Below are 1,201 nucleotides of genomic sequence, written 5' to 3' on the forward strand. Positions count from 1 at the left end.
TGACCTTACCCCGCCGAGTACACCATTCGTAAGTTAGTGGGCTCGCCGTTTTTCGGTTGATGCAATTGCCGGAATTGGTCCGGCGCCAGTTGCCCCAGGGCACTATGCGGACGCACCGAGTTGTAGTCGGTGCGCCAGGCTTCGATTCGCCCGCGTGCATCGTCGAGACTGACGAACGCATGCTGATTCAAACATTCTTCACGCAGTCGGCCGTTGAAGCTCTCGATGTGAGCGTTCTCCACCGGTTTGCCGGGCCGAATGAACTGCAGTCTCACGCCGTGCTCGTGCGCCCAGGCGTCGAGCGCCTTGCTGACGAACTCCGGGCCGTTATCCACCTGAATCAGATTGGGGCGCCGTCCTCGTTGCCGCAACTGCTCGAGCACACGCGCCACGCGAACGCCCGTCAGCGAGAAGTCGACCTCGATGTGCGGACACTCCCGGTTCCACGTATCGATGATGGTCAACATTCGAATGCGTCGACCATGCACCAGCGCGTCAGCAACAAAGTCCATCGCCCAGCTTTCGTCGGCGCCATTGGGTGTTGGCATGACCACGCGCAAATGACTCGGACGCTTCTTTCGCCGTTTCAGGCGAAGCGATAGACCTTCTGCGCGGTACAGCCGCTCAGTGCGCTTGTGGTTCTGAACCAGACCTTCTCGGCGCAGTAAGACGTGCAGGCGAGGCGAGCCAAACCGTGGCCGCTGCTGCGCCAGTTCGCGTAGTCGTTGCCGCACTTCCTGGTCGGTGTCTGGCGGGGCCGGCCGCCGGAACGTCCGGCGATTCAGACCAATTAGCGTGCACGCCCGGCGCTCCGAATAGTCGTGCTGTTCAATCACCTGCTGCACGACTGCCCGGCGCTGCGCGGGCGAACTCACTTTTTTCCGAGAACATCCTTCAGAACCTGGATGTCCAGCGCCTGGTCGGCAACCAACCGCTTGAGTCGCTGGTTTTCCTCTTCCAGCTGCCGCAATCGTCGTGCTTCCGACACATCCATGCCGCCATAGCGGCTCCGCCAGTTATAGAACGTCGCGTCCGATATGCCGTGCTTGCGGCATAGGTCCGCGACCTTCATGCCCGCATCGGCTTCCTTCAGCACCCCGATAATCTGCTCTTCACTGAACCGCGATTTCTTCATGACAAGGTCTCTCCTGCGGCCTTGCCACTAACTTTACAGTGGGATACTTCAGAGGGGAAAGGTCAC

The 1,201-nt window shown here is 60.3% G+C and carries 1 protein-coding gene; it reads right to left on the minus strand.

Annotated features, from left to right (window positions below; all coding sequences use genetic code 11):
- Positions 1-5: 5 nt before the first annotated feature.
- Positions 6-1,135, minus strand: a protein-coding gene (locus tag DIE22_RS37750) for an IS3 family transposase (RefSeq protein WP_185640790.1) whose coding sequence is annotated in 2 segments (ribosomal slippage) — positions 6-886 and positions 886-1,135 — 1,131 coding nt in all. Because the reading frame shifts where the segments join, the coding sequence is not laid out codon by codon here.
- Positions 1,136-1,201: the final 66 nt, after the last annotated feature.

It is taken from the genome of Burkholderia sp. Bp9142, assembly GCF_003853415.1.
In the GTDB taxonomy this organism is placed as follows: domain Bacteria; phylum Pseudomonadota; class Gammaproteobacteria; order Burkholderiales; family Burkholderiaceae; genus Burkholderia.